Origin of the sequence: Arthrobacter sp. Helios, assembly GCF_023167125.1 — a bacterium.
In the GTDB taxonomy this organism is placed as follows: domain Bacteria; phylum Actinomycetota; class Actinomycetes; order Actinomycetales; family Micrococcaceae; genus Arthrobacter_B; species Arthrobacter_B luteolus.
In genome coordinates this window covers 1380689-1399549 of sequence record NZ_CP095402.1, presented here as the reverse complement: position 1 = coordinate 1399549, position 18861 = coordinate 1380689, and the positions used below count along the sequence as shown (strand labels likewise).

General features: G+C 66.1%; 16 protein-coding genes. 5 read left to right on the top strand and 11 right to left on the bottom strand.

The annotated features are described in order from the left end of the window. Nucleotides 1-89: 89 nt before the first annotated feature. Complete coding sequence (gene glgA, locus ArtHe_RS06190) at nt 90-1286, bottom strand: glycogen synthase (protein ID WP_248319206.1); 1197 nt, start codon at nt 1284-1286, stop codon at nt 90-92. 111 nt (nt 1287-1397) lie between these two features. Between glgA and glgC the strand changes: the two genes are divergently transcribed. Both glgC and ArtHe_RS06180 read left to right on the top strand, forming a co-directional pair. Beyond that, on the top strand, nt 1398-2642 hold the full coding sequence (gene glgC, locus ArtHe_RS06185) for a glucose-1-phosphate adenylyltransferase (protein ID WP_349238387.1): 1245 nt from the start codon (nt 1398-1400) through the stop codon (nt 2640-2642). 118 nt (nt 2643-2760) lie between these two features. Then, nucleotides 2761-4200, top strand: coding sequence for an SDR family oxidoreductase (locus tag ArtHe_RS06180; RefSeq protein ID WP_248319205.1), 1440 nt, complete (start codon nt 2761-2763; stop codon nt 4198-4200). On the opposite strand, the gene ArtHe_RS06175 is transcribed toward ArtHe_RS06180, so the two are convergent. Next, nucleotides 4172-7015, bottom strand: coding sequence for a cation-translocating P-type ATPase (locus ArtHe_RS06175; protein ID WP_248319204.1), 2844 nt, complete (start codon nt 7013-7015; stop codon nt 4172-4174). The genes ArtHe_RS06180 and ArtHe_RS06175 overlap by 29 nt on opposite strands. Before the next feature lie 118 nt (nt 7016-7133). Here ArtHe_RS06175 and ArtHe_RS06170 point away from each other — a divergent pair, with 118 nt between their 5' ends. Both ArtHe_RS06170 and pepN read left to right on the top strand, forming a co-directional pair. Then, complete coding sequence (locus ArtHe_RS06170) at nt 7134-8138, top strand: putative sulfate exporter family transporter (protein ID WP_248319203.1); 1005 nt, start codon at nt 7134-7136, stop codon at nt 8136-8138. A 90-nt stretch (nt 8139-8228) separates the two neighbouring features. Further along, nucleotides 8229-10841 carry an aminopeptidase N gene (pepN, locus tag ArtHe_RS06165; protein WP_248319202.1) on the top strand — a complete coding sequence of 871 codons (2613 nt, stop codon included), beginning with the start codon at nt 8229-8231 and terminating at the stop codon, nt 10839-10841. Between the two features lies 1 nt (nt 10842). On the opposite strand, the gene ArtHe_RS06160 is transcribed toward pepN, so the two are convergent. From ArtHe_RS06160 to ArtHe_RS06130, 7 genes are all read right to left on the bottom strand, one after another. Next, nucleotides 10843-11175 carry a cupin domain-containing protein gene (locus ArtHe_RS06160; protein WP_066297875.1) on the bottom strand — a complete coding sequence of 111 codons (333 nt, stop codon included), beginning with the start codon at nt 11173-11175 and terminating at the stop codon, nt 10843-10845. A gap of 41 nt (nt 11176-11216) precedes the next feature. Beyond that, nucleotides 11217-12287 (bottom strand): biotin/lipoate A/B protein ligase family protein, encoded by a 1071-nt coding sequence (locus tag ArtHe_RS06155; protein WP_248319201.1) that lies wholly within the window; start codon nt 12285-12287, stop codon nt 11217-11219. Nucleotides 12288-12404: 117 nt separating this feature from the next. Next, nucleotides 12405-12662 (bottom strand): type B 50S ribosomal protein L31, encoded by a 258-nt coding sequence (locus ArtHe_RS06150; RefSeq protein ID WP_066297878.1) that lies wholly within the window; start codon nt 12660-12662, stop codon nt 12405-12407. Nucleotides 12663-12786: 124 nt separating this feature from the next. Beyond that, nucleotides 12787-13635, bottom strand: a complete 849-nt coding sequence (locus tag ArtHe_RS06145) for a hypothetical protein (protein ID WP_248319200.1) — start codon at nt 13633-13635, stop codon at nt 12787-12789. Between the two features lie 85 nt (nt 13636-13720). Continuing rightward, nucleotides 13721-14527: an RNA methyltransferase gene (locus ArtHe_RS06140; RefSeq protein ID WP_248319199.1), complete on the bottom strand. Its 807-nt coding sequence runs from the start codon at nt 14525-14527 to the stop codon at nt 13721-13723. After that, entirely contained in the window at nt 14524-15324 is an 801-nt protein-coding gene (locus tag ArtHe_RS06135; RefSeq protein WP_248319198.1) for a sulfite exporter TauE/SafE family protein, read from the bottom strand. The genes ArtHe_RS06140 and ArtHe_RS06135 overlap by 4 nt, the downstream gene beginning before the upstream one ends. A gap of 14 nt (nt 15325-15338) precedes the next feature. After that, nucleotides 15339-16127, bottom strand: coding sequence for an ABC transporter ATP-binding protein (locus ArtHe_RS06130; protein WP_248319197.1), 789 nt, complete (start codon nt 16125-16127; stop codon nt 15339-15341). A 125-nt stretch (nt 16128-16252) separates the two neighbouring features. On the opposite strand from ArtHe_RS06130, the gene serB reads away from it, so the two are divergent. Further along, a complete protein-coding gene (serB, locus tag ArtHe_RS06125; RefSeq protein WP_248319196.1) occupies nt 16253-17167 on the top strand; it encodes a phosphoserine phosphatase SerB in 915 nt (304 codons plus the stop codon). A 63-nt stretch (nt 17168-17230) separates the two neighbouring features. Here the strand turns inward: serB and ArtHe_RS06120 are convergent, their stop codons facing one another. Together ArtHe_RS06120 and ArtHe_RS06115 are read right to left on the bottom strand one after the other, a co-directional pair. Next, the gene (locus ArtHe_RS06120; protein ID WP_248319195.1) at nt 17231-17974 is read right to left on the bottom strand and encodes an SDR family oxidoreductase; all 744 of its coding nucleotides are present in this window, start codon (nt 17972-17974) and stop codon (nt 17231-17233) included. Nucleotides 17975-18116: 142 nt separating this feature from the next. After that, nucleotides 18117-18845, bottom strand: a complete 729-nt coding sequence (locus ArtHe_RS06115) for a beta-ketoacyl-ACP reductase (protein WP_248319194.1) — start codon at nt 18843-18845, stop codon at nt 18117-18119. Nucleotides 18846-18861: the final 16 nt, after the last annotated feature.

The window sequence follows — 18861 nt, the reverse complement described above, 5'->3', positions numbered from 1 at the left end:
CAGAAGGCCGGTGCCCGCCTGGAGATCCAGGCGGGCACCGGCCTTCTGCCGCAGTCAGCTCAGTTCAGGCCAGCTCAGGCTAGGAACGGTTACGGCAGCACGGAACGGTAAACGTCGAGCGTGGTCTCGGCGATCGCATCCCAGGAGAACTCCTTCGCAGCCCGCCGCCGTCCGGCCTCCCCCATTTCCCGGGCACGGAGCGGATCAGTCACGACGGCGGTCAGGGCCGCAGCGAAGTCGCGGACGAAGACCTCAGGGTGCAGCGGCGTGCCGGTGCCGTCATCAACCTGTTCCAGCGGAACCAGCAGTCCGGTCACGCCGTCGTCGACAACCTCAGGGATACCTCCGGTGGCGCTGGCCACCACCGCGGTCCCGCAGGCCATGGCTTCCAGGTTCACGATGCCGAGCGGTTCATAAATGGAGGGACAGGCGAAAACCGTGGCGATGCTGAGGACCTTGAGAAGCTCCTGCCGCGGAAGCATCCGCTCAATCACGACCACCCCGCTGCGGGTTTGTGAGAGTTCCCCGATCAGCACCGCTGTCTCAGCGGCGAGTTCCGGAGTGTCCGCCGCGCCCAGGCACAGGACCACCTGGACTTCGGGAGGCAGCAGGGCAGCTGCGCGCAGCAGGAACGGAACACCCTTCTGGCGGGTGTTGCGGCCCACGAACACAACGCTGGGTGCATCCGGATCGATGCCAAGGGCGCGGACAGCATCCGGGTCTTCGTCGGGATGCCAGGCGACCGTGTCGATGCCGTTGTGGACCACCCGGACCTTGCCGGGAGTGACTTCCGGATAGGCGCGCAGGATATCCCGGCGCATGCCTTCGGAAACGGCAATGATGGCGGAGGCGGCGTCGTACGCCGTTTTCTCGACCCAGGAGGAGAGCGCGTAACCGCCGCCCAGCTGCTCGGCCTTCCAGGGCCGGAGCGGTTCCAGGCTGTGGGCGCTCAGGACGTGGGGCACGCCGTACAGCAGGGAACCCAGGTGTCCGGCCAGATTCGCGTACCAGGTGTGCGAATGAATGAGGTCGGCGCCGGCAAAGCCCTGAAGCATATCCAGATCGGTGCCGAGGGTCTGAACCGCCGGGTTGGCCTGGGAGAGTTCAGCCGGCACGCCGTATGCCAAGACCTGCGCGCCGTGGAAATCTGCCTGCCGCGGCGCACCGAAGCAGTGAACGCGCAGGTCAACCCGGCTGGCCAGCACCCGGCTCAACTCTGCGACATGCACACCGGCACCACCGTAGATTTCGGGCGGGAATTCCTTGGAAACGATATCTATTCGCACCCTGACCAACGTAGTGCACGTCCCTTCCTTGATCTAGTGTGTTGGTCAGCAGGCTTATCTGCCCCTTCAGCGCTCAACATTTTCCCAGGGGAAAAGTCAGGAGTACGCACAATGGCACCCAAGAAAGTCCTGGCCGTGGTTCTCGCCGGAGGCGAGGGCAAGCGGCTGATGCCGCTCACGGCCGACCGGGCCAAGCCCGCGGTGCCCTTTGCCGGCAAGTACCGGCTGATAGATTTTGCCCTGTCCAACCTGGTCAACTCCGGTTACCTGCAGATTGTGGTGCTGACGCAGTACAAGTCGCACAGCCTGGACCGGCATATTTCCGAGACCTGGCGGCTTTCGACGCAGCTGCAGAACTACGTGGCTTCCGTTCCCGCACAGCAGCGGGTCGGCAAGAGCTGGTTCCTGGGCAGCGCGAATGCCCTGTACCAGTCGATGAACCTGATCGACGACGCGCGGCCGGACATCGTCGTCGTCATCGGTGCAGACCACGTCTACCGGATGGACTTCTCCCAGATGGTGGAGGCGCACCTGGAGTCCGGTGCACCGTGCAGTGTTGCCGCGGTCCGGCAGCCGCTCGAAATGGCCGACCAGTTTGGTGTCATCGAGACCAACCCCGCGGTTCCGGGGCGGATCGCCGCCTTCGTGGAAAAACCGTCCACTACCCCCGGCCTGCCGGATGACCCGGACAGCTTCCTTGCCTCCATGGGCAACTATGTGTTCACCACCGACGCGCTGGTTGAGGCGCTCCGCGTCGACGCCGAGCGGCTGATCACCAAGCACGATATGGGCGGGGATATCATTCCTTACTTCGTGGAGCGCGGCGAGGCGGCGGTGTACGACTTCACCGAAAATGTTATTCCCGGTGCCACCGGCCGCGACCACCGGTACTGGAGGGACGTCGGCACGCTGGATTCCTACTACGACGCCCACATGGACCTGATTTCCCCGTTGCCGGCCTTCAACCTCTACAACCTGCAGTGGCCCATCTACACCCGCCAGAGTATTTCCCCGCCCGCGAAGTTCGTCCGCGGCGCTGATGACGAGCCGGGCACAGCCGTGGACTCGATTGTGTCCAACGGCGCAGTGATCTCCGGCGGCAGTGTCAGCGGCTCCGTGCTGGCCCACGACGTCTACATCGACGTCCAGTCCACGGTCAGCGACAGCGTCATCATGGACGGCGTCCATGTGGGTGAACGCTCGATAATCCGCCGGGCGATCATCGACAAGTTCGTCCAGGTCCCGGCCGGGGCGACTATCGGCGTCGACCGGGAACTGGACCTCGCCCGTGGATTCACGGTGACGGCGTCGGGACTTACGGTGGTGAGCAAGGGGCAGTCCGTGCGGACCGGATAACGCCCGCTGCGGGGTTGGCCGATACCGGGCTCTGCCTGGGTTCGCGGTAGAGTCGAGGAGCAGCAGATTGCCTCCGCCGTGTACACCGCCGGCGGACCCACACCGCAGAAACGACTCCATGAGCAGCACTGACCTGAGCCCTGAAGACCTCGACGCCTGTCTTCGGGTCCTGTCCCAGATCCACGTCCTTGATGAAGAGCACCCGGACCATGTGGCCGTCCGCCGGGCCACGGCGAAGATGTTCAAAGCCGTCAAGAAACACCGCAAGGTCACCAAACGCGAAGCTGTCGCCGAAGCGGACCGCGCCGTCGTCGCCCGCACGGCCACCGGCGCGCCGGACCGGATCGATGACGAAACCCGCGGTGCCCAGCTGACCAGCGCCGCCCACGGTCCCTCCGCCGGTACCCTGCTCAAGCCGCGTAACTGCTACATCTGCAAGCAGCCCTACACCCTTGTCGACGCGTTCTATCACCAGCTTTGCCCGGAGTGCGCTGCCTTCAGCCACAGCAAACGGGATGCACGCACGGACCTGACGGGCAAGCGGGCACTGCTGACCGGCGGGCGCGCCAAAATCGGCATGTACATCGCCCTGCGGCTGCTGCGTGACGGTGCGCATACCACCGTCACCACGCGGTTCCCCAAGGATGCTGCCCGCCGCTTCGCGGCCATGGAAGACTCCGCGGACTGGCTGCACCGGCTCAAAATCGTGGGAATCGACCTGCGTGATCCCGCCCAGGTGATTTCGCTGGCCGACGCGGTGGCGGCCGAGGGCCCGCTCGACATCCTGATCAACAACGCCGCGCAGACCGTCCGGCGCACCTCCAACGCCTATCAGCCGCTGATGGACGCCGAGCTCGAAGAGCTGCCGGCCGGCCGGCCGATGCCGGAACTGGTGACTTTCGGCAACACCTACAACGCCCATCCCACGGCCCTGGCCGGGTCGGTGGCTGAGCACCCGGTGCTGGCCGGAGACGCTGTGACCTCCCTCGCCCTGACCGCTGGATCATCCTCGCTGGCCAGGCTCGAGGCGGGCACCGCGATCGACGCCGGCGGACTGGTCCCGGACACCGCGCCCATCAACAGCTGGACCCAGGTGGTGGACCAGGTTGAACCGCTCGAAATGCTCGAGGTGCAGCTGTGCAATGTCACCGCGCCGTTCCTGCTGGTGAACAGGCTGCGTCCATCGATGGCAGCCTCACCGGCACGGCGCAAGTACATCGTGAACGTCTCGGCGATGGAGGGCCAGTTCGCGCGCCGCTACAAGGGCCCCGGCCACCCGCACACCAACATGGCGAAAGCCTCGCTGAACATGCTGACCCGAACCAGTGCGGGCGAAATGCTCGAGACCGACGGGATCCTCATGACCGCCGTGGACACCGGATGGATCACGGATGAACGTCCGCACCCAACCAAGGTGCGGCTCGCCGAGGAAGGGTTCCATGCTCCGCTGGACCTGGTGGACGGAGCGGCACGGGTCTACGATCCGATCGTGATGGGCGAAGCAGGAGAAGACCTGCACGGGGTCTTCCTCAAGGATTACCGGCCCTCTCCCTGGTAGCCCGCCGCCGGCGCACCGCGCCCACGGCTTTGCTGAGCTCGGAAACCACCACAATTGTCGCGGCCACGCCGATGCAGAGCATCCACTGGTCCGCTGTCAGCGGGACGGTATCGAACAGCGCCTCGAAGACGCCGAGCTGGACCACCAGGATCTGGAGCACCACGACGGCGCCCAGGGCCAGCCAGATGGTGCGGTTCGTGAACGTCTGGAGGGAGAACAGCGAGGACGTTTCGCTGCGGACGTTGAGCAGGTTGAAGACCTGGTAAAAGACGAAGGTCGTGAACGCCATGGTGGTGGCGAAATTGGGGCTCGCCGCCGCACTGTCCGGGAAAAGCGCCGGCACACTCAACAGCACCCAGCAGGTCCCCGCAGCCATCACAAGGCCCGAGACCAGGAGGGCGGCCAGCCGCTGGCCGGTCAGCAGCGGTTCCCGGGGTTTCCGGGGCGGCTGCTGCATCACCTTGGGATCCGTGGAGTCCACCCCCAGCGCCAGTGCCGGCGGCCCGTCCATGATGATGTTGACCCACAGAATCTGGATCGCCGTGAAGGGTGCTCCTCCGTCGAAGCCAAAGGTGGCCGCGGCCAGGAAGATCAGCACGAAGCCCCAGGCAGTCGTGAGCTGGAACCGGACGAACTTCAGGATATTGGCGTAGATTCCGCGTCCCTCTTCGACGGCGGCGACGATCGTGGCGAAGTTGTCATCGGTGAGGATCATCCGGGCGGCACCCTTGGACACATCAGTACCGGTGATGCCCATGGCGATGCCGATGTCCGCGCGCTTCAGGGCAGGTGCGTCGTTGACGCCGTCGCCGGTCATGGCAACCACATCACCGTTGGCCTGGAGCGCCTCGACGACCCGCAGCTTATGCTCGGGTGAGACCCGCGCCAGCACACCGTACTGCGGCGCACGCTCCTGGAGTTCCTGCTCACTGAAACGGTCCACTTCGGCTCCGGCCACCGCACTCCCCCGGATGCCCAGGTCCTTGGCGATCGCCGAGGCTGTAACGAGGTGGTCCCCGGTGATCATGTGCACCTGAATGCCGGCGGCGTGGGCCACCGCGATGGCTTCGCGGGCTTCGGCGCGGGGTGGGTCCATGATGCCGACCACGGCGAAGAGCACCAGGCCCGTTGCCGCTTCCTTCAGGCCGGCTGCGGTGCCGGGGAGCGGTCCGTCCAGCGGGCGGCCAGCCACTGCCATGGTCCGCAGGCCCGTGTCGGCCAGGGCCGTGATATCCGCCAGCATCCGTTCACGGTCGCCGGCGGTCAGCGGCTGCACGCCGTCCGGAGCGGACATCGAGGTGCAAAGATCCAGCACAACGCCCGGCGCGCCCTTGACATTGCAGTAAACCGAGCCGGGCCGGTTGACGTTCTCATTAAACGTGGCCATGTATTTGTACTCGGAGTCGAACGGAATTTCCGCCGCCCGCGGGTGCTCGGCGCGGGCCCCGGAGGGGTCAATCCCGCCCTTTTCCGCCAGCACCACCAGGGCTCCTTCCGTAGGATCCCCGGTGAGCACACCGTCGGAAACGGTGGCGTCATTGCACAGGGCCATCACCAGGTACGCCTCGGTGAGCGCGGGAACCGGCAGCCCGTCCGGACTCAGGATCCGGCCCTCAATTCCATACCCGGTCCCGGTGACCCGGAACTGCCGCCCGTTGGCGGTGATCATCCGGCGCGCCGTCATTTCATTGAGCGTCAGCGTGCCGGTCTTATCAGTGCAGATCTGCGAGGTTCCGCCCAGGGTCTCGACGGCGGAGAGCTGTTTGATGATGGCCCCGCGGGCCGCCAGCCGGGACGCGCCCATGGCCAGGGTGAAAGCGACGACGGCGGTGAGTCCCTCCGGGATGGTGGCCACGGCCAGGGAGACCGAGGTGAGCAGCAGGGAGTTCAGGTCCTCGCCGCGGAGCAGACCCAGGACAAAAACCAGCGCGACGACGCCCAGGGCGATCCAGGTCAGCAGTGCCGCGAGCTGGTCAATGCTGCGCTGCAGGGACGTCTTTTCTTCAACGGTGCTTCCCAGAAGGTGGGCGATCCGGCCCATCTGGGTGCCCATGCCCGTGCTGGTCACGACCATAACGGCACGTCCGCGGCTGATTTCTGTGCCCATGTACAGCATGCCGTGCCGGTCGGCCACGGGTACGTCCTCCGCCTGGAGGGAGGCGGCGTCTTTGTTTACCGGCTGGGATTCACCGGTGAGGGCGGCCTCGGCGGCCTGCAGGCGCACCGCCTCCAGGAGCCTGCCGTCCGCCGGCACGGCGTCCCCGGCTTCCAGCAGGACAATGTCCCCGGGCACGAGGCCGGTGCGCGGAACCTGGATGGCCCGGCCTCCGCGCCTGACCCGCGCCGTGCCGACATCGGTGCGGCGCAGCGCTTCCAGGCTGTTTTCGGCCCGGCGTTCCTGGACGTAATTCAGGATGGTGTTCAGGACGACGACAGCCAGGATGACGATCGGCGTCTCGAGATCCCGGGAAACAACCGCGCTGAGGACGGCAGCGGCCAGGAGCACCAGGATCAGCCGGTCCGAGAGCAGGGCAAGGATCTTCCGCCAGGCCGGTACCGCCGGAGCGCCGGCGAGCTGGTTGGGGCCGTATCGTGACAGGCGTTCGTTGACCTGCTGTTCGCTCAAGCCGGTTTCGGGGCTGGATTCCAGCGCCGCCGCAGCATCCGGACCGGGCATGGTCCAGGGCGGCGGGATCTGGGTCTGCGGCTCTGCCTGCCCCTCTGCCTGTGCCTGTGCCTGCGCGCCGGGCCGTGGTATGGGTGACGGGGCGTTCCTGCCGGACCGCCCGGAATCCGGGTTACTGGCATGCTGCATGGGCTGCCCCTGTGCTGGGCTCGTCGGATGGTCCGGCCAGTCTAGCAACGGGGCATCGGGGCGGTAATGGTCCACTGCCGAGTTGGTTGGCCCGGCCCGCGTCAGGGATTGTGGAGCAATGCGTTCAATCTCCGCCGCCAAACACCTTCCCGGGCTGGCCGCCTCGGCAGCGGCCGTTGTTGCCTGCCTGGCGCTGCACCGGCTGCTGCCCGGCATCCCCGTCCTTACCGCAGCCGTTGTCCTGGGCCTGCTGGCGGGGAACCTGCCCGGAACGGCGCAGCGGACAGCCGGCTCCTGGAAACCGGGGCTGACGCTGGCCGCGAAGAAGTTCCTGCGCTTCGGGATTGTGCTGCTGGGGCTCAAGGTGTCCCTGGTAGACATCGCCGGGCTGGGCTGGCCGGCGGTCCTGCTGATCATCACCCTCGTGGGCTTTTCCTTCGGAGTGACCTACCTGGTCTGCCGTGCTTTCCGGTTGCCGGGTGATGAGCCGGTGCTGATCGCTGCCGGCTTTTCGATCTGCGGTGTCTCCGCGATCAGCGCCGTCGCTGCCGCCCGGCAGATCCGGCAGGTTCAGACGGCGGTTCCAACCGCGATGGTCACCCTGTTCGGAACCCTGGCCATCGGCGTCCTGCCGTTGCTGTCCTCCCTGCTGGGCCTGCCGCCTGAAGTCTTCGGCTTCCTGGCCGGCGCCGCCGTCCACGACGTGGGGCAGGTGGTGGCCACGGCGCAGACCGCCGGCACAGCGGCCCTCGCCCTCGCCGTCGTCGTTAAGCTGGTCCGGGTGCTGATGCTGGCGCCGGTCAGTGCGGCGGCCGGCCTCCACCACCGCCGCCGTTCAGGCAGCGAGGGGAAGCTTCCGCCGCTTGTTCCGCTGTTCGTGGCCGGGTTCCTGGCCGCTGTGCTGCTGCGGACCACCGGAATCCTGCCGGCGGAGGTCCTTGGAGCCGCGGCCAGCGTGCAGGACCTCCTGTTCACGGCGGCGCTGTTCGGACTCGGGGCATCGGTGAAGGTCCGCAGCCTCCTGCGGTCCGGCGGGCCGGCCGCAGCCGCCTCACTGGTGTCCTGGCTGATCATCGTTGGGGCGTCGCTTCTCCTGGCCCTCCTGCTGGTTCCCGCGGCCTGACCGGCCGCAGGTGGAACGCAGGCCGCTGGCGGAACGCAGGCCGCAGGCCCCGGCCTGTGGAAGATGGGGCCAAGGTGGTTGAATGGACGGGTGTCGAACCAAAATCTGCGCCGCGATGAGGCCGCCGCCCGTTCCCGTCTGCTGACTGTCGATTCCTATGACGTCGACCTGGACCTGGGCAATGCCGCTGATCCAGCCGCCGCCGGTTTCCGTTCCCGCACCACCATCCGTTTTTCGTGCAGTGAGGCGGGCACCACCACGTTCCTGGACTTTATCCACGGCGGAGTGGACGCCGTCGTCGTTAATGGGAATGCCTACGACCCGGCGGAGTCAGTGACCGGATCCCGGATTGCCCTGCACAACCTCCAGGCCGGAGAGAACACGGTGACTGTGCAGGGAACTGCCCTCTACAGCCGCAGCGGCGAAGGCCTGCACCGCTTCACCGACCCGGCCGACGGACAAACCTACCTCTACACGCAGTATGAACCGGCGGATGCCCGCCGTGTCTTCGCGAATTTCGAGCAGCCGGATCTCAAGGCATCATTCACCTTCCATGTGACCGCTCCGGCTGACTGGGAAGTCGCCTCCAATGGTGTGGAAGCGGCCCGCACGCCCCTGGCGGACGGAAGGCTCAGCCGCTGGGATTTCGCTCCCACCCAACGGATCTCCACCTACATCACCACCGTGCTCGCCGGCCCGTACTTCAAGGCGTCTGACACCTGGTCCACGGAACTGCCCAACGGTACCGGGCTGGTGGTCCCCCTGGGCGCCTACTGCAGGGCGTCGCTGGCGGAGTACTTCGACCCGGAGAGCATCTTCGACACCACCAAGCGGGGCCTGGACTACTTCCACCAGCTCTTCAACTACCCCTACCCTTTCGGCAAGTACGACCAGGCGTTTGTGCCCGAATACAACCTGGGCGCCATGGAAAACCCGGGGCTGGTGACCTTCACCGAGGCCTACGTCTTCCGGACCAAAGCGACTGAAGCGCAGTACGAGGCCCGGGCCAACACGATTCTGCACGAAATGGCGCACATGTGGTTCGGGGACCTGGTCACCATGCGCTGGTGGGACGACCTGTGGCTGAAGGAGTCCTTCGCGGACTACATGGGTGCCCTGGCCGTGGACGAGGCAACCGGCTGGACGAACTCCTGGGTCAGTTTCGCCAACCGCCGGAAGGCCTGGGCCTACGTCCAGGACCAGCTTCCCACCACCCATCCGATCGTGGCTGACATTCCGGACCTCGAGGCCGCCAAGCAGAACTTCGACGGCATCACGTACGCCAAGGGCGCCTCCGTCCTGAAACAACTGGTTGCCTATGTGGGCTTTGAACCGTTTATCAACGCCTCCCGGGCCTACTTCGCCCGGCATGCCTACGGCAACACAACGCTGGCAGACCTGCTGGATGTCCTCGCTGAGGCATCAGGACGGGATATGGGGCACTGGGCACAGCTCTGGCTCCAGACCGCCGGAGTGCCGGTACTGGAAGTGGACGCCGAGACGGCGGAGAACGGCACATTCGAGGCCGTCACGGTCCGCCAGGACGCCCCCGACCCGGTCAGCGGCGAGCAGGTTCCGCGCCCCCACCGCCTGCAGCTGGGCCTGTACGACTTCAACGCGGAGGGTTGGCTGGAACGCTCGGGCAGCGTGGAGGTCGACGTCGAGGGGCGGCGCACGCCGGTCCCCGGGCTGGTAGGCAAAGCGCGTCCCGCCCTCCTGCTGCCGAACGACGGCGACCTCACCTACGCGAAGATCAGGTTCGATCCGGTCTCCCTCGCCAACCTGCTGGATCACCTCCCCCGGCTTCGTGATCCCCTGGCCCGTGCCATTTGCCTGTCGGCGCTCTGGAACAACGTGCGGGACGGTGTGCTCTCCGCTCACGACTACGTCCGGCTCGTCATCCGGGCCGCACCCGCGGAAACCGGGGCGGGGGTTCTTCAGGCACTGCTCGAAAACGCCCGCACCGCAGTGGAACGGTACGCTCCGGAGGAGATCCGGGTGCAGCTGCGGGAACAGCTGTTCACGGCCGTTGCCACGCAACTGGCTGCCGCTGCCGGAGGCAGCGACCTGCAGCTCATCTGGGCGCGGGCCGCCGCTGCACTCGGCCGGCGCAGTTCCAGCCATAACCCGCTGTTCCGCGGCCTGCTCTCCGGTGAGGTGGCCTACCCGGGCCTCATCGTTGATGCGGACCTGCGCTGGAAACTGTGGCAGGCCCTCGCCGGGACGGGGTCTGCCGGGACCGGCGAACTGAAGTCCGAACTTGACAGCGACAACACTGCGGCCGGCCGGGTAGGTTTCACGGTGGCTGCCGCGGCTCTGCCGGATCCCGCCGTCAAGGCAGGTGCCTGGAACGCAGCTGTCCATTCGAACGAGCTGTCCAACGAGCTGCTCTCCGCCACCATTGAGGGATTCAACATTGGCGGCCACGACCTTCTGGATCCCTTTATCGAGGACTACTTCGATTCGCTGGCCGGGGTGTGGAGCAGCCGCAGCATCGAGCTGGCCTCACGGGTGGTAGCCGGCCTCTATCCGGCCGGGCAGGACCTTCCGCCGCACGTGGTTCCAGCGGACCATCCCGTCGTGGAACTGAGCCAGCAGTGGCTTGAGACGAATCCGGAGGCACCGGCGGCGCTGCGCAGGATCGTCCTGGAACAGCAGGATCACCTGCTGCGGTCGCTCCGGGCGCAGGCGGCTGCGCGCTAGGCTACGGCCGTTTGGCGACGCTGAGCAGGAAGGCGGAGTCCTCCAGGGCGGACACGGCATGCCGGGCCTGCGGCACAATCAGCAGGTCGCCGGCGGATCCTTCCCAGGAGGTGCCTTCGGAGCTGAGGCTCACCCGCCCCTTGAGCACCATGATGGTGGCTTCGCCGGGATTCTCATGTTCGTCCAGGACAAAACCGGCCGCCAGAGCAATAACCGTTTGGCGCAGGATGTGTTCGTGTCCCCCGTACACCGTGGCGGCGCTTCGCCCGGAGGAAGCCTGCCGGGCGGTTTCCAAATGGTTCCTGACCAGCGCCGTCAGCGACTTCTTTTCCATATGGCGAAGTCTAAGGGCCGCTCCCGGCGGCCGTAAGAGTATTACGGCACGCGGTTGATCCACTCGGGCGTATCGAACTTCGCCTCGACCTTCTCCTTGGCCCGGTCCATCTCCTTCTCCGAGATGGCGGACTGTTTGGCGCCGTACCGTCCGGCGAAGGTCTCCATCATCGTCTTGATGATCTCTTCGCGGCTGAGGCCCGTTTGCCGGCGCAGCGGATCCACGCGCTTTTTTGCGCTGCGCGTTCCCTTGTCGGAGAGTTTCTCCTTGCCGATGCGCAGGACGTCGACCATTTTGTCGGCGTCGATGTCGTAGGACATCGTGACGTGGTGCAGCATTCCCCCGGAGCTGAGCCGTTTCTGCGCCGCCCCGCCGATCTTCCCCTGGTCGGTGGCAATGTCGTTGAGCGGCTGGTACCAGGCCTTGATGCCCAGGCGTTCAAGGGATTCCATGACCCACGCGTCCAGGAACGGGTAGGAGTCAGCGAAGCTGAGGCCGTCCACGAGGGACTGCGGGACGTAGAGGGAGTAGGTGATGGCATTCCCGTGTTCCATGAACATGGCCCCGCCGCCGCTGATACGCCGGACCACGGTCACACCGTGCCGCTCCGCGCCGTCGGGATCCACTTCGTTGCGCAGCGACTGGAAGCTGCCGATCACCACGGACGGGGTTTCCCACTCCCAGAAACGGAGAGTCGGGTGTCGCCGGCCGGCACCAACCTCTTCGGCCAGGACTTCATCCATGGCGACATGCATGTGCGTGGACAGCGCCGTGGGAGGAATGATCTCCCACTCGTGGTCGGCCCAGCTCGTGGCCTTCGCCAGTGCCCGGCGTACGGTGATGGCGACTGCCTCCGGTGAGAACCCGAACAGCACGGCATCGGGGCTCAGCCGGGCCCGGACGGCAGCGCTGATCTGCTCCGCCGTACTGTCCGCTGGCAGGCCGTTAAGGGCAGCGTTGATGTCCTCGAGGGCATCGTCCGGTTCCAGGAAGAAGTCTCCGCTGAGGGAGACGGCCCCCAGGACTCCATCGCGTACTTCAAGGTCCACAACAACGAGTTTCCCGCCCGGTACCTTGTATTCCCCGTGGCGGCTGTCGCGTACTTCGTTCATTCTGACCCCTCTTGGATACGCAATCCAGACTTCTTCGATGCTGATGAAAACGAAAGGCCCGTCCGGAACATGCCGGACGGACCTTTCAATTTTAGGCTGCTGCCAGGAAGCGAAATGCTACTTCTTGCCGCCGAAGCCCTTGAAGCGTGCGTTGAAGCGCTCGACGCGGCCTGCGGAGTCCATGATGCGCTGCTTGCCCGTGTAGAACGGGTGCGATGCGGAGGAGATTTCCACCTCGATGAGCGGGTAGGTGTTGCCGTCTTCCCACTCGATGGTCTTGGAGGAGGAGGCCGTGGAGTTCGTCAGGAATGCGGTGTCGGACGCGAGGTCGCGGAAGACTACCGGGGCGTACTTGGGGTGGATATCAGACTTCACAGTAATACCTTCTTTAGGTGACTGGATTTTGCCAGGCACGATGGGTTTCAAAAACTTAGGTTTTCACAAGCTCTGATGGCCAAACGGCCAACACTCAATCTTAGCCTAAACGGGCCAGCGGCTGTTAACCACGCCCCCAGTCTGTCACTGATGCGCGGATCGAGGAGCGGATTCCCCGGGTTGTACCCGTGTATTCAATGAGCAGTGGGCGGTAGAGCTCATCGAGCACCAGGACCAGTGACCCGGTGAATCCCCCGGGCTCGGCTGATTCGATGACTGCAGTGAGCTTGGTGGCCGGTTCCCCATTGTGCTCGGCATCGTAGTCCGGAAGCGCCGGCCGGGCGGCGTCCAACAGGCCCCGGAGGCGTTCGGGATTCGATGTCAGTTCCGCGGCGTCAACGAGGACAGCTGCATAGGCTTCCTCGGCGCCTCCGTCCGCGTTGGCCGCAACCTCGGAATCGCCAGTGCGCAGGGTGCGGTCCGCCCCGTCGACGGTGATTTGCAGTTCACCGTCCTGGCTGTTCAACTCCATGCTGAACCCGGGAGTGGTCCGGAAGTCCATGCTGTACGTCCCCGGGGGCAGCCAGCTCGCCGCCGTCGTCAGGCTTTGCCGGGCGCCGGCTCCCGCCACCATGGCCGCCGAAATGCAGGATCCAGCGTCCGGGAAGGGCGCCGTGTCTCTGCGGAGAAGCCACTGGCAGGCATCCTGAACATCTGCCGCCATGCCTGCCTGGGCCCCGCTGACACCGACCTGCAGCGGCGGGGGTACCGGCTCCGCATCAGGTTCCGCGGTGCGCACCCGTGCCTGCTGCGGGGCAGCAGGCACGGACGCGGAGGCGGACGCTCCCTGCGTGGCCTGCCGTGATTCCAGCTGCTCTGCCGTCGGACCGCAGGCGGCCGCCGCCGGCAGCAGCGCAGCCAGGCACAGCGTGGTTATCCGTTGCCGCCGGATCGGGTGGACGCGTCTGGCCATGGAAGAGATCCCGGAGTCGGTGGATGGTGCTTCGTGCACCGACAGTGTCGCACCGCAGGGCCAGGAACATAAGGGTGATCCGGCGCTAGGAAACGCGGCACTCCCAGAAGGCGACGGCGCTGGCCGCGGCGACGTTCAGGGAGTCCACTCCCCCCTGCATGGGGATTCGCACCGTGAGGTCCACCTCGGCCAGGGTGCTGCGGGACAGGCCGTCACCCTCGGTTCCGAGCACCAGCGCCAGCCGGTCGTGATGCTGGGCGCCCAGCTCCTGCAGCGTCAGCGAATCTTCTTCCAGTGCCAGCGCAGCAGTGGTAAACCCTGCCAGGCGCAGATCCGCGAGGGCCCCGGGCCAGTCCTGCAGCCGCAGCCACGGCACCTGGAACACCGTTCCCATGCTCACCCGGATGGCCCTGCGGTACAGCGGATCGGCGCACTGCGGGCTCACCAGGACTGCGTCAACACCCAGGGCTGCGGCCGACCGGAAGATCGCACCGATGTTGGTGTGGTCCACAATGTCCTCCAACACGGCAACCCGCCGGGCAGCTGCGAGGACGGGGCCCAGCTCCAGCGGTTTCGGCCGGTGCATGGCGGCGAGAGCCCCGCGGTGCAGATGGAAGCCGGTGATTTCCTCCAGGACTGCCGGTGATCCCACGAAGGCGGGAACATCGGGAAACGCGTCGAGCACGTCCTGCAGATCCGCGAGCCATTTATCGGCGAGGAAGAAGGAACGCGGCACATGGCCGGCTTCAAGCGCCCGCCGCAGGACCTTGGATGACTCCGCGATGTACATACCCTCGGCTGGTTCCCGGAGTTTGCGCAGCGAGGTGTCGGTCAGCCTGGTGTAGTCGGCAACACGGGGATCCCCGGCTGATTCCAGGCGGTGAATGCTCATGCGGTCACCATGTGCCACAGGGCCACGAGGCCGAGGCTGACAATAACCGTGCGCAGCACGACCGGGGAGAGCCGCCGGCCGACTGCCGCGCCCACGAAACCGCCGATCAGGGAGCTGACGGCAATGAGGGCCACCACAGGCCAGACGATGCGGTCGAAGGCGAAGATCATGTAGGACGCGGCGGCCACCAGGTTCACGCCCAGGACCAGGATGTTCTTCACGGCATTGGCGTTCTGCATGGTCCCGTGCAGGAAGATGCCGAGGATGCCGACCAGCAGAATGCCCTGCGCTGCCACGAAGTAGCCGCCGTAGACGCCCGCAAAGTAGACCAGGGCAATCAGGATCCAGGAATGGCCCGAACCTGCCGGCTCATCGGCCTGTCCCTCAGCCCGGGCGGCACGGGCCCGGACCCAGGACTGCAGCTTCGGTTGAAAAATGACGAAGAACAGGGCCAGAACGATGAGGTACGGCGCCACCGCGCCGAAGACGGCTTCGGGCAGGTTCAGCAGCAGCCACGCCCCGGTGATCCCACCGAGGATCGACGCCGGCAGCAGGCGGAGCAGGGTGCCCTTGAGGCCTGCCAGCTCGCGCCGGTAGCCCCAGGAGCCGGCCATGTTCCCGGCTACCAGTCCCATGGCGTTGCTGATGGTCGCGGTGACCGGGGCATAGCCCAGTGCCACGAGCACGGGGAAGGTCACCAGGGTGCCGGATCCAACGATGGCGTTGATGGTCCCGGCCCAGAGCCCGGCGAAGAAGATCAGGGCATCGTGGAACAGCCCCGCGGAGGACATAAACATGGAGCGCGGTGGCCCTAGCGCCGGGCCACGGCGCTGTAGCGGCCGGAGGCGTCCCGCTGCACCGTCAGCGGCAGGTCGAACGCGGTGCTGAGGTGCTCCTCGGTGAAGACGGAATCAATCGGACCGGCGGCCACCACTGTGCCCTCACGCAGCAGCAGCGCATGGGTGAAGCCCGGCGGTACTTCCTCCAGATGGTGGGTGACCAGGACCATGGCGGGAGCCTCGTCGTCGGCAGCCAGGTTGGCGAGCCGCTGCACCAGGTCCTCGCGGCCGGCGAGGTCCAGACCGGCAGCTGGCTCGTCCAGGAGCAGCAGTTCCGGGTCTGTCATCAGGGCGCGGGCAATCTGCACGCGCTTGCGCTCTCCTTCGCTCAGCGAGGCGAAGGGGCGGTTGATGAACGTGGACATGCCCCAGTCATGCAGCAGGCGGAAGGCCCGGCGCTCATCAAGCTTGTCGTATTTCTCACGCCACCGGCCGGTCATACCGTAGGCGGCGGTGAGAACAACGTTCAGCACGGTTTCATGCTCGGGAATCTGGCTGGCCAGAGATGCGGATGCCAGTCCGATCCGAGGACGGAGTTCAAAGACGTCAACCGCGCCCAGGATCTCCTCCAGGATGCCGGCCATGCCGCGTGTGGGATGCATGCGCCCGCCGGCGATCTGCAGCAGTGTGGTCTTTCCGGCACCGTTGGGTCCCATGATGACCCACCGTTCACCTTCCCTGACTTGCCAGTCGACGCCGTCCAGCAGGGTCTTTCCGCCCCGGACGACGCTTACTCCGGCAAATTCAAGAACATCACTCATAGCAGTAGACACTAGGCTAAAGAAAGGCGCGTTGGCGAAACGCTACGCCGCTGTGCCGCTGTGCCGTTCCACAGGCCGGCCGGCAGACAGTGCCCCTTCAGGACTACCCGCAGAATGGAACCCGCATGCCCCCCGAGAGCTTCCCGGAATTCAGTGTCGTCAGCTACGGTCGGGAGCTTGCCGATGAGTATCTTGGCCGCGTCCAGCAGTCAGTGGCCGATCTCGGTGCGCGCATCCTGGAGCTCGAAAACGCTGACGGCGAAGGCTATACGGTGTCCAAGCTGTTTGTTTCCTATGGCGGCGGGCTGGAGCCCCTGCGCCTGGCCGTGGGGTCAGCTGCCGCAGCGGCACTGGACAGCGGTGCAGCGCCGGCGCAGAGCACGGTGGTCCCCGCATCGCTGCTGGAGCCGGCACGGAAGCTGCTGGTGATGGACGTTGACTCGACCCTCATCAAGCAGGAGGTGATCGAACTGCTCGCCGCCCACGCCGGACGTGAGGCCGAGGTGGCCGCGGTGACCGAAGCCGCGATGCGCGGCGAACTGGATTTCGCCCAAAGCCTGCACGAACGGGTCAAAACCCTGGCCGGACTCCCCGAAACCGCGATCGGTGAGGTCGGAACGCGGATCGAACTCTCCGACGGTGCTGAAATCCTGGTGCACGCGTTCCTGGCTGCTGGACACGCCGTCGCCGTTGTCTCCGGCGGATTCAACCAGGTCCTTGCGCCGCTGGCGGAGAAGCTGCAGCTGACGTTCGCCCGCGCCAACGAACTGGGAATTGAGGGCGGGGTCCTGACCGGCGCCGTCACCGGCGAAGTGGTGGACAGGGCGGTCAAGGCCCGCTCATTGCGGGAATGGGCAGCCGAGCTGGGTATCAAGGAAGAACACACCATCGCCGTGGGCGACGGTGCCAATGACCTGGACATGCTGGCCGCAGCGGCCCTCGGTGTGGCGTTCAACGCCAAGCCGGCCGTGCAGGCCGCCGCTGACTCTGTGCTGAACCTGCCCAACCTGGACGTGGTCCGGCACTTCGTCAAGCTCTAGGCCCCCGGAGGCTTCTCCCCCGGCAGTGCGTGCGCCGCCGGGGGAGAAACCGGATACTGCCCGCTAGGAGCCGAGGTAGTCCCGGCCGCCGATGTACTCGGTGTGGCCTGCCGGGACGTCGGCGACGGCCATGCGGGCCACCTCGGCGGCGAACTCTTCCACCGAGTAGAGCCGCCCGGCCTCTTCCCGGCGCGCTTCGATGGCTCCCGGATTGGCGCGGTCCAGCAGGGTCGCGGTGACAGTTCCTTCGATCATGTCGCCGGAAACCACCACCAGGGAAATGCCCTTCTCCTCCAGTGCCGGAATCATCGCCCGCAGGGCGTCTTCCCCGGCGCGCTTGCTGCGTGCCACGGGCTCGTACTCCGGCATGGTCGGCACAGTATTGATGAAGTGTGCCTGGTGGCTGGTGACGAACACCACGCGGGAGCCCGGCTTCATGGCTTCCGCGGCGGCTGTAAGCATGTTCACCTGCGCGTCACGGTTCAGCTTCAGCGCATAGTCCTCGCCGAGCCCGGTTTCCATGCCGCCGGAGGCATTCAGCACCAGGATGTCCACTCCACCGAAGGATTCCCGGGCCGCATCGACCAGCGCCGCCGGGCCTTCCGGGGCGGTGAGGTCGGCACCGACAGCAACGGCGCGGCCGCCGGCGGCCTCGATGCCCGCCACCACCTTGTTGGCCCGCGGGGCCTTCTGCCGGTAATTCACGACGACGCCGGCACCGTCGCCGGCGAGCAGCTTGGCTACCTCGGCTCCGATACCTCGCGAAGACCCGGTAACAATCGCGGCTTTGCCCTCAAGCTGGCCCATGGAAACTCCTCATTGTGGAAAGTAGCTAAAAAGATAGCTGGCGGTACTGACGCTGCAAACCATCCTGCCAGCCAGCACGGCAGGGAGCGTTGGTGGAAACCTCCAAGGAATCCCCGCAGGTGACGGACTGCAAGGCGTCCGGTTAGTGCCCCATCCCCAGGCCGCCGTCAACCGGAATCACGGCACCGGAGATGTAGCCGGCTTCGGGGCCTGCGATCCAGCGGACAACCCCGGCCACTTCCTCCGGATCCGCGAAGCGGCCGGCGGGAATGGAGGACAGGTAGCTCTTCCGGGTGTCTTCGGGAAGGGCCTGGGTCATGTCCGTGTCAATAAAACCGGGCGCTACGACGTTCGCCGTGATATTCCGTGACCCAAGTTCGCGGGTCAGGGACCGGGCAATGCCGATCAGGCCTGCCTTGGACGCCGCGTAGTTAACCTGGCCCGGGGACCCGTAGAGGCCCACAACGGAGGAAATCAGCACCACCCGTCCGCGCCGGAGCTTCAGCATGCCCTTGGAAGCGCGCTTTACCACCCGGAAGGCGCCGGTGAGGTTCGTGTCCACCACATCGGTGAAATCTTCTTCGCTCATACGCAGCAAAAGGGTGTCGCGGGTGATGCCAGCGTTCGCGACCAGGACTTCCACCGGCCCGTGGACGGCTTCCACCTCGGTAAAGGCGGCATCGACAGAGGCCATGTCCGTGACGTCCGCTTTGACCCCGAGCATGCCGTCGGGGACGTCCCCGCTGCGGTAGGTAATGGCTACCCGGTCCCCCGCTTCCAGGAAGGCCTTTGCAATCGCCAGGCCTATGCCGCGGTTGCCGCCCGTGACGAGTACGCTTCGGCCGGCTGGTGTCGAGGGATCGTTCTGCACGCAAAAATCCTTAAGC